General features: G+C 75.7%; 7 protein-coding genes. 2 read left to right on the top strand and 5 right to left on the bottom strand.

Features of this window, described 5'->3' with window-relative positions:
* Positions 1 to 109: 109 nt before the first annotated feature.
* Positions 110 to 748, bottom strand: a complete 639-nt coding sequence (locus tag ACFV6D_RS28395; RefSeq protein WP_380561589.1) for a transglycosylase family protein — start codon at positions 746 to 748, stop codon at positions 110 to 112.
* A gap of 243 nt (positions 749 to 991) precedes the next feature.
* On the opposite strand from ACFV6D_RS28395, the gene ACFV6D_RS28390 reads away from it, so the two are divergent.
* A complete protein-coding gene (locus ACFV6D_RS28390) occupies positions 992 to 1,843 on the top strand; it encodes an S-methyl-5'-thioadenosine phosphorylase (protein WP_380561587.1) in 852 nt (283 codons plus the stop codon).
* Here the strand turns inward: ACFV6D_RS28390 and ACFV6D_RS28385 are convergent.
* Both ACFV6D_RS28385 and ACFV6D_RS28380 read right to left on the bottom strand, forming a co-directional pair.
* Positions 1,818 to 2,240: a hypothetical protein gene (locus tag ACFV6D_RS28385; RefSeq protein WP_380561585.1), complete on the bottom strand. Its 423-nt coding sequence runs from the start codon at positions 2,238 to 2,240 to the stop codon at positions 1,818 to 1,820. The genes ACFV6D_RS28390 and ACFV6D_RS28385 overlap by 26 nt on opposite strands.
* Entirely contained in the window at positions 2,240 to 3,343 is a 1,104-nt protein-coding gene (locus ACFV6D_RS28380) for a molybdopterin-dependent oxidoreductase (RefSeq protein ID WP_380561583.1), read from the bottom strand. The genes ACFV6D_RS28385 and ACFV6D_RS28380 overlap by 1 nt, the downstream gene beginning before the upstream one ends.
* Positions 3,344 to 3,456: 113 nt before the next feature.
* On the opposite strand from ACFV6D_RS28380, the gene ACFV6D_RS28375 reads away from it, so the two are divergent.
* Positions 3,457 to 4,902: a glycosyltransferase 87 family protein gene (locus ACFV6D_RS28375; RefSeq protein ID WP_380561581.1), complete on the top strand. Its 1,446-nt coding sequence runs from the start codon at positions 3,457 to 3,459 to the stop codon at positions 4,900 to 4,902.
* Here ACFV6D_RS28375 and ACFV6D_RS28370 read toward each other — a convergent pair.
* Entirely contained in the window at positions 4,823 to 7,246 is a 2,424-nt protein-coding gene (locus tag ACFV6D_RS28370; protein WP_380561579.1) for a HelD family protein, read from the bottom strand. The genes ACFV6D_RS28375 and ACFV6D_RS28370 overlap by 80 nt on opposite strands.
* A gap of 90 nt (positions 7,247 to 7,336) precedes the next feature.
* The gene (locus tag ACFV6D_RS28365; RefSeq protein ID WP_380561577.1) at positions 7,337 to 8,566 is read right to left on the bottom strand and encodes a glycosyltransferase; all 1,230 of its coding nucleotides are present in this window, start codon (positions 8,564 to 8,566) and stop codon (positions 7,337 to 7,339) included.
* Positions 8,567 to 8,931 lie beyond the last annotated feature (365 nt).

Here is an 8,931-nt window from a genome sequence, read left to right as displayed (position 1 = left end):
GCGCGCCCCCGCCGCCCGAGCCGGCGCCCCGCCCCCCCGCCCCCCCCGCCGGCCCCCCCCGGCGGCCGCGCCGCGCGCGGGCCCCCCGACTGCTGTGCGGGAGCCGGGTTCAGGACGGCAGGCGCAGCACCGTGCCCGGCTGGATGAGGTCCGGGTCGTCGCCGATGGCGGCGCGGTTGAGCGCGTAGAGGGCGGGCCAGCCGCCGGGCACGCGCAGGGTTTCGGCGAGGTCGCCCAGGGTGTCGCCCTCGCGGACCGTCCACCCGCCGTCGCCGGCCTCGGCTCCGGCACTGTCGCTGTCAGCGGCGGGTGCGGGTGCGGGTGCGGGCGGCGGGGGAAGGGCGGCGCCCCGCTCGCGGTCGTGGTCGCGGGTGGCGCGGGCGCCGCAGGCGGGCCAGGGGGCGAGGCCGCGCCGCCCGGCGAGGTGCTGGGCCACCGCGATCTGTTCCTCGCGGCTGGCGAGGTCGGCGCGCGGGGCGTAGGCGAGGCCGCCGTTGTCGCGCCAGGTGGGGGTGTCGAACTGGAGGCCGCCGAAGTAGCCGTTGCCGGTGTTGACGTGCCAGTCGCCGCTGCTCTCGCAGGCCGCCACGCTCTCCCAGTCGTACCTCCCTCCGTCGTACCCCCGGCCGGGGTCGGTGCCCGGGCCGCGGCCCGGGGGAGCGGCCTGGGCCGCGGGAGCGGTGAGGGCCACGGCGAGCGCGCACAGGGCGGCGGGGACGAGGCGGCGAAGACGAACGGTGGGAGGCATCGGCGGCTCTCAACTTCGGGAACAGGGCGCGCACCACCCGGAGGTGGCGCACACCCACCGACGCACGCCGGGTGGGGTGCGCCGCCGCCGACACGTCCGGCAAGTCACCCGCTCGGCCGCCCCGGACCACCCCGACGGCCCGCGGCCATCCGGCCCCGCCCGCCGTCCCGGAACCGTAAGGACCGGCGGCGCCGCGCGGACCCTAGAGTGGCCGGGACGCCTCCCCGAGGAAGGGTACGAACGATGACGATCGATCAGGGAACCGGTGCTCCGAGCGCCGAACTGGGCGTGATCGGCGGCTCAGGGCTCTACGCGCTGCTCGACGACGTGACCGAACTGCGCGTCGACACGCCGTACGGGCCGCCCAGCGACGCGCTGTTCCTGGGCGAGGTGGCCGGCCGCCGGGTCGCCTTCCTCCCCCGGCACGGGCGAGGCCACGGCCTGCCGCCGCACCGGATCAACTACCGGGCCAACCTGTGGGCGCTGCACTCCCTGGGCGTGCGCCAGGTGCTCGGGCCGTGCGCCGTCGGCGGGCTGCGCCCGGAGTACGGGCCCGGCACGCTGCTGGTGCCCGACCAGTTCGTCGACCGCACCTCCGGCCGGGTGCAGACCTACTACGACGGCCTGCCGCTGCCCGGCGGGGCGGTGCCCGAGGTGGTGCACGTCTCGATGGCCGACCCGTACTGCCCGGACGGGCAGCGCGCCGCCCTGGACGCCGCCCGGGGCGCGGCCTGGGAGCCGGTGGACGGCGGCACCCTGGTGGTGATCGAGGGCCCGCGCTTCTCCACCCGCGCCGAGTCCCGCTGGTTCACCGCGAACGGCTGGTCCGTGGTGGGCATGACCGGCCACCCGGAGGCCGTCCTCGCCCGCGAACTCGGCCTCTGCTACACCTCGTTGGCGCTGGTCACCGACCTCGACGCGGGCGTGGAGAGCGGCGAGGGCGTCACCCACGCCGAGGTGCTGGAGGTCTTCGCCGGAAACGTCGACCGGCTGCGCACGGTGCTGTTCAAGGCGCTGGAGAGCCTGCCCGCCGCCCGGGACTGCGTCTGCTCGCACGCCCTGGACGGGCTCACGACGGGTCTGCCGGGCGTCTGACCCGCGGGCGCCGCCGCCACCACCGGACGAGTGCGAACAGCAGCACCGGCCCGGCGGTGGCGGCCAGCACCAGCAGCCAGTTGCGCAGGTACGGCAGCGGCAGCAGGGAGGAGTTGCCGTGGTTCTCGCCGTCCCGCAGCACCGCCGGCAGCCCGATCGCGCTCACCGCCGCCGCGACGACCAGCCAGCCGCGCAACGCCCAGTCGCGCGCCAGCCGCGCGCCGACCAGGCAGACCAGCGGCACCCACAGCCCGTCGTGCAGCAGCACCCCGCCCACCGCCCAGACCGCTACGTCGAGCGGGTCGGTGATGTAGGAGTCGGTGAGCAGGCCCGACAGGCCGAAGCCGATCAGGGCGAGCCCGCCGAGCAGCAGCACCGCGCGCAGCCACCGGGGCATCAGATCACCTCCAGGCGCGCGACCCACTTGGTCTGCAGGACCCCTGGCCGGTTGGGCGCGATGATCCGCGCCGGGAAGCCGTGGTCCGCCGTCAGCACCTCGCCGTTGATCCGCAGGGCGAGCAGGGTGAGCGGGTCGACGGCGTACTCGGCGGGCATCCGCATCTCGCGGTACGGGCCGTCCGCCTCCAGCGAGGTGATCAGCAGGCCCGAGCCGGCCGGGGCGCCCGCCCGGACCAGCAGATCGGCCACCCGCACCCCGGTCCAGCGCGCCGAGAAGCTCCACCCCTCCACACAGGCGATCGGCAAGTGCACGTCGTACTGCGGAAGTTGGTTCAGCTCGGCGAGGGAGAGCCGGTACGGCTGCGGGCCGTCCACCCGGAGCCGCCAGTCGGCCGGCACGGTGACCGTCCCGGCCTGCGCGGCGGTCCGGTTGACCGGCAGCCCCTGCGGGCCCAGGTCGGGGCGGCGCGGGGCCAGCAGGACCAGCCCGCGCAGGAAGGGGACGGTCTGCCCGGCCGTGGTGAGCGTGACCGCACCCACCGCGGCCGTCACGGCGGCGAGGAACGCCCGCCGCTGCGGCAGCCCGGCCGCCGGGCGGCGCCAGTGCCGCGCGATCAGCGGGCCCTTGGCCGCGAGGTGGACGAACAGGCCGCCGGTGGCCAGCCAGGCCAGCCAGAAGTGCGTCTGGCGGAACGGGAACGGCCACGGATACCACTGCAGGGTGTCGAACAGCCCGGTGAACAGCTCCAGCAGCATCGCCGCGACCAGCACGAAGATCCCCAGCCGCTCCAGCGCGTGCGCCACGCCGCGCACCGGCGGCCACGCGAACAGCTGCGGGTAGACCGTCCACAGCTTCGCCCCCAGCAACGGAACGGCCGCCAGGCCGCTGATCACGTGCAGCCCCTGGGTCACCCGGTAGCCGTTCACCGGGCGGCTCAGCAGATACGGCGTCAGCCAGCCGGGCGGGTCCTGGAGGGCGTGGCTGACCAGCCCGGTCAGAAAGCACACCAGCAGCGCGGCGCCCAGCCAGCGGCCGAGCACCACGGCGGTGCGCGGCTCGTGCAGCGCCGAGCGGAATCGCGGAAGGAGGTTCGGAGTCACCCGTCCATGGAACCGCCGGGCCCCGGTTTCGCGGCGGCACGACGTGCTTACGGAATCCGAACGGCGCCACGCCGCTGCGGTCGCGCGCCGCCGCCCGGTGGCAGGGTGGGCGCGTGCCCACCCGCCCCCTGCGCATCCGCCTCCGGCCCGCCCGCGTGCCGCCCACCCGCCTCCGGCCCGCCCGCGTGCTGCCCTGTCTGCTCGCGCTGGCCGCCCTGACCGCTGCGCTCGCCCTCACCGTCACCGGCGGCGGCACGCTCGGCCACCGCGCGCCGCTGTACGCCTGGTACGCCGTCGACGCCGCCCTGTACGCGCTCGCCCTGCTGGCGCTGCGCCGGGTGGGCGGCCGTCAGGTCGTGCCCCTGGTCCTGGCCGGGAGCGTCGCCGTCGCCGCCGTCGGCCTGCTCGCCCCGCCGCGCACCAGCGACGACGCCTACCGCTACGTCTGGGACGGCCGCGTCCAGGCCGCCGGCACCTCCCCGTACGCGCACACCCCGGACGACCCGGCGCTCGCCCGGCTGCGCACCCCCGACCTGTGGCCGACCGGCGGCGCCTGCGACGGCTGGGACGAGCGGCGCACCGCCGCCGGCGACTGCACCCGCATCAACCGGCCCGCCGTGCACACCATCTACCCGCCGGTCGCGGAGGCCTGGTTCCTCGCCCTGCACCCCTTCGGGGGAGGGGTGCGCGGGATGCAGGCCGCCGGCGCCCTGCTCGCGGTGGCGACCACGGGGGCGCTGCTCGTGATCGGGCGGGGCGGCCGGCGGGCCGCGCTGTGGGGGTGGTGCCCCGGCGTGACGGTGTGGTCGGCCAACGACGCGCACGTGGACACCCTCGGGGCGCTGCTGCTGGTCGTGGGCCTCGGGTACGCGGCCCGGCGGAAGGCGACGTGGGCCGGCGCGCTGCTCGGCGCGGCCGTGGCGGTCAAGCTGATCCCCGCACTGGCCCTGCCGGGCGCGCTGGCCCGCCGACGCCCGCGCGAGAACGCCCTGCTGCTGGGCGCCTCGCTCGGCGCGTTCGCCCTGGCCTACCTGCCCTACCTCGCCGCCTCCGGCACCGGCGTGCTCGGCTACCTGCCCGGCTACCTGAAGGAGGAGGGGTACGAGCAGGGGCACCTCGACCGCTTCGGCCTGCTCGCCCTCCTCCTGCCGGACGCCCTGCTGCCGTGGGCCGCCGGGGCGGTCCTGGCCGCCGTCGCCCTGTGGGTGCTCCGGCGCGGCGACCCCGCCCGCCCCTGGGACGGCGCCCTGTTCGTCACCGGTACGGCCCTGCTCCTCGCCGCGCCCGCCTACCCCTGGTACGGCCTGCTGGTGGTGGCCCTGGTCGGCCTCACCGGCCGCGGGGAGTGGCTCGCCGTCCCCGCCGCCGGGCAGTACCTCTATCTGACGGGCGGGGTCGAGGCCCAACAGGCCGCCTACGGCGCCGCGTTGGCGTGCGTCGCGGTCGGCACCCTGGTGCGCGGGAGAGCGACCGCCGTCCTCAGCGGGGCTCCAGCCCCTGCAGCATCTCCGGCAGGTCCCGGCTGTGCAGCACCCCGAGGGACTTCGTCGCACGGGTGAGGGCGACGTAGAGGTCGTTCACGCCGTGGGCGTGCGCCGCGAGGATCTCGGTGGGCTCCACGACCAGGACGGCGTCGAACTCAAGCCCCTTGGACTGGGCGGCCGTCAGCAGGACGGCCGGCGAATCCAGCGACGCCGGACCGTCGTTGATGCAGACGCCTGCCAACTCGGCGATCCCGTCGAGCAGTTCGGTCGGGGCGTCAGGCGCGTGGATGACCGCCAGCCGGCCGCCGTCCAGCGCCGCGAGCTCCCGTTCGACGGCGCCGCGCAGCGCCGCCGCCCGGCCGTCCGCGGGGATCCGCAGGCTCCACGGGCGGGTTCCGCCGCTGCGCACCGCGGTGGGGGCGGCGAGCGAGGGGTCGAGCGCCCGCAGGACGCCCTCGGTGACCTGCATGATCTCGGCCGGGGTGCGGTAGTTGATGGTGAGTTCCACCGTGCGCCAGCGTCCCGCCGTGTACGTGTCGAGGGCCTGGCCCCAGGAGCTCAGCCCGGCCGGCGCGCCGGTCTGCGCCAGGTCGCCGACGATCGTCATGGAACGGCCGGGGCAGCGGCGGGCCAGCATCCGCCAGGCCATCGGGGACAGTTCCTGGGCCTCGTCCACGATCACGTGACCGTAGCCCCAGGTCCGGTCCTCGGCCGCGCGCTCGGCCAGCGGCCGGAGCGACTCCTCGCCGCGGTACTGGCGGGCCAGCATCTTCGCGTCCATCTCGACCAGGCCCACGCCGAAGTCGTCGAGGACGATCTTCGCGAACTCCAGCTCCGCCGCCTCGGCGGCGGCCTCGGCCCGGCGGGCGACGGCGGCGCCCGGAAGCGGGCCGAGCAGTTCGGCGGCCTCGTCGAGCAGCGGCACGTCGTCGGCGGTCCAGGTGGTCCGGGTGGTCGCGGCGGTCACGGGCTCCTCGGCGGCCTCCTCGGCCTCCTCGGCGCCGGACTCCCGCTCCGGGACCGGCAGTTCGCGCAGCAGTGCGGCGCGTTCGGCCTCGGTGAAGTCCGGCATCGCGCTCGCCAGCAGCTCCGGGGAGCCGAACAGGCTCGTGAGCACCTGCTCCGGGTTCAGCAGCGGCCACAGCTTCTGGGCCACGGCCTGGAACTCGGGCTCGTCGACGAGCGCGTCGGCGAGGTCCGCCACGGCGTCCAGGTCCATCTTCCCGCCCTGGTCCCGGGCGATCCGCAGGGCCAGCTCCGAGGAGAGCCGCTCCACCAGGTCGGCCCGGGCCGCGTTGTGCGGCCTGCCGCTCCGGTGCGCGGCGGCATGGGCCCGCTCGCAGAGCGCCCGGCCGATCCGGAGCTCCTGGTGGTAGGGCGAGGTCTTGCCCACGGTGATGGTCCACGACTCCTCCGGCAGCTGCCGCAGGCCCTCCAGCGCGGCGGCGAGGACCTGGGCCATCCGGGCGTCGCCCTTGACGGCGGCCGCCTCGGGCGTCTCGGCGCCGGTCCCCGTCACCCCCGGGTAGAGCGTGCCGATGCTGCTCAGCACGACCTCGCTCTCGCCGAGCGCGGGAAGCACCTGGTCGATGTAGCGCAGGAACGTCGTGTTCGGCCCGATGACCAGCACACCGTGCTTGGCCAGCCGGTCGCGGTGGGTGTAGAGCAGGTACGCGGCGCGGTGCAGGGCGACGACGGTCTTGCCGGTGCCCGGGCCGCCCTGCACGACCAGGACGCCGCCGAGCGCGTCGCGGATGACGCGGTCCTGCTCGGCCTGGATGGTGGAGACGATGTCGCCCATCCGCCCCGTCCGGGCCGCCGTCAGCGAGGCGAGCAGGGCGCCCTCCCCGCTGAGCTCGGCGTCGCTGCGGCCCGCGTGGGCGCCCACGCCGAAGGCGTCGTCGTCGAAGTCGACGACGGTTCGGCCCTTGGTCCGCAGGTGCCGTCGCGCCACCACGCCGCCCGGTGCGGCGGGCGTCGCCCGGTAGAACGGCTCCGCGGCCGCCGCCCGCCAGTCGGTGAGCAGCGGCTCGTGGTCGTCGTCCGACAGGGCGATCCGGCCGATGTACTGCCGCTCGCCGTCGGCGTCGTCGATCCGGCCGAAGCACAGCCCGTACTCGGCGGCGTGCAGCGCCGCCAGCCGGCGGGTGTGGTGGATCTCCATGGTGTCGCGCTCCAGGAGGGCCTGGATCGTCCCGCCCTTCTCCTGGAGGTGGACCTGGCGCAGCCGGGCGGCCGCGAGTGCGCGCTGCGCTTCGAGGCGCTCGTACAGCCTGCCGACGTACGCGTTCTCCGCCCGCAGTTCGCCGGACCGCCAGTCGTCGGCGGGCGAATTCGGTTCGGACGAGGAGGACGAGGAGGACGAGGAGAACGAAGAGGACTCGGATGAGGAGGATGGGGAGGACGAGATGGGGGACAAACCTGGCTCCAGGTGCTTTGAGCTTTTCGATTCCTCGGGCGGTCGGCCGGGAAATCGGGGGTGGCGGCGGGTGGAATTATCCGGCACGCCTCAGCGGCCGGCCGCGTCGAGCAGCAGTTGTGCGGCCAGCGCCGCGCCGTCGGTGCGGATCATGGTGGCCACGGCGGTCGCCCACACCCGGGTCTCGGGGGCGAGGGCCGTCCTGAGCGCGGCCGACAGGGACTCGGTGGTCGGGGTCGGCCCGTCGAGTGCCACGCCGATGCCCAGCTCGGCCACCCGGCTGGCCCAGTACGGCTGGTCCGCGGTCTGCGGGACCACGACCTGGGGCGCGCCGGCCCGGGTGGCCGTCGTCGTGGTGCCCGCCCCGCCGTGGTGCACGACGGCGGCCACCCGGCCGAACAGCGCCTGCTGGTTGACCTCGCCGACGACGAAGCAGTCGCCCCGGTCGTCGATCGGGGCCCGGACACGCCCCGGGCCGGCCCAGCCGTGGGCCACGACCACGCGACGGCCCTGCGCGCGGACCGCCTCGACGGCCACCTGGGCGGCGTCCTGGGAGGCGAGCATCGGCATGCTGCCGAAGCCCACGTACACCGGCGGTGCGCCGGCGGCCAGGAAGGCCTCCAACCCGGCCGGCAGCGGGCGTCGGTCCGGCAGGATCCACGCGCCGGTCTGCACGACGTCCAGGTCCGCCGGTTCCTGCCACGGGTCCAGGACCGGGTCGGTCGCCAGCCACGGCCGGTCGCCGATGACGTAGTCGCGGACGTCGTCCACCGGCGGCAGGCCGATCGACGCCCGGTTGGTGTTGAGCGCCGCGCCGAACAGCGCGTTGATGCTCTCGGCGTCCAGGCCCCACAGCACCCGGTTGTCGGTCACCTCCGGCGGGAACGGCCGGCCCGGGTACGCCAGCGGCGGGCGGCCCGGCGAGGGCAGGGTGAGCTGCTGGAAGGTCACCGACACGGAGCGGATGCCCAGCTTCTCGGCCACCGACAGCGCGCCCGCCGCAGCCGGCAGCATGCCGGTGGCCACCAGCACGTCGCAGCCCTCGGCCGCCGCCGTGACCGCCTCCAACTGCCCGGCGATCACCGCGGCCGCACGCTCCGGCAGGGACGACGACGACGGCGGCGCCGCTGTCGTCAGCGCCCGCGCCGACGGGCCGACCGGCACCAGCGGCACGTCGATGTGGGCCAACCGCTGCGCGAAGTCCTCGTCCGGCGGCGCACACACCCGCACCTGCGAGCCGGACTCCCGCAGCCGCGCCGCGAGCCCCACCAGCGGTTCGACATCCCCGCGGGACCCGTACGTCGACAACAGCACACGCATTTTCGCGACCCCAAATTTCCGCGGATTCCGGTTCAGGTCGACGATTGTGCGGCACGACCGGGGCCTTGCCGCAAGGCCCCCCGTACGCTATAAGTTAGAAGTGGCCGGGAGTGGTTTTTCCTCCTGTGCCTTTTTTCTCGTCCGCTGCGGGTGGACTTCTTTTCTGCTGGTGAAACGGTGTGTGCGGCGCGTGCTGCCTGTGCTACGTGTGCGGAGTGTTCAGCCCGGAATGGCGACGTGACGACCTGACGACGCGGTGACCTGACGACGCGGACGGGGGCCCCCCCGCGTTGCGGGGGGGGCCCCCCCGGGGGGGGGGAGGGCCTGTTGTTGTGGCCCGCGCCGCGGCCGGTGCAGCCCCCGGC

The organism is Kitasatospora sp. NPDC059812 (genome assembly GCF_042732075.1).
GTDB lineage: Bacteria > Actinomycetota > Actinomycetes > Streptomycetales > Streptomycetaceae > Kitasatospora.
The sequence above is the reverse complement of the archived record's forward strand: the minus strand, read 5'-3'. Positions and strand labels throughout refer to the sequence as shown.

Coding starts and splice junctions, on each gene's coding strand:
- ACFV6D_RS28395 (WP_380561589.1), bottom strand. CDS start 748: ATGCCTCCCACCGTTCGTCTTCGCCGCCTCGTCCCCGCCGCCCTGTGC.
- ACFV6D_RS28365 (WP_380561577.1), bottom strand. CDS start 8,566: ATGCGTGTGCTGTTGTCGACGTACGGGTCCCGCGGGGATGTCGAACCG.
- ACFV6D_RS28390 (WP_380561587.1), top strand. CDS start 992: ATGACGATCGATCAGGGAACCGGTGCTCCGAGCGCCGAACTGGGCGTG.
- ACFV6D_RS28385 (WP_380561585.1), bottom strand. CDS start 2,240: ATGCCCCGGTGGCTGCGCGCGGTGCTGCTGCTCGGCGGGCTCGCCCTG.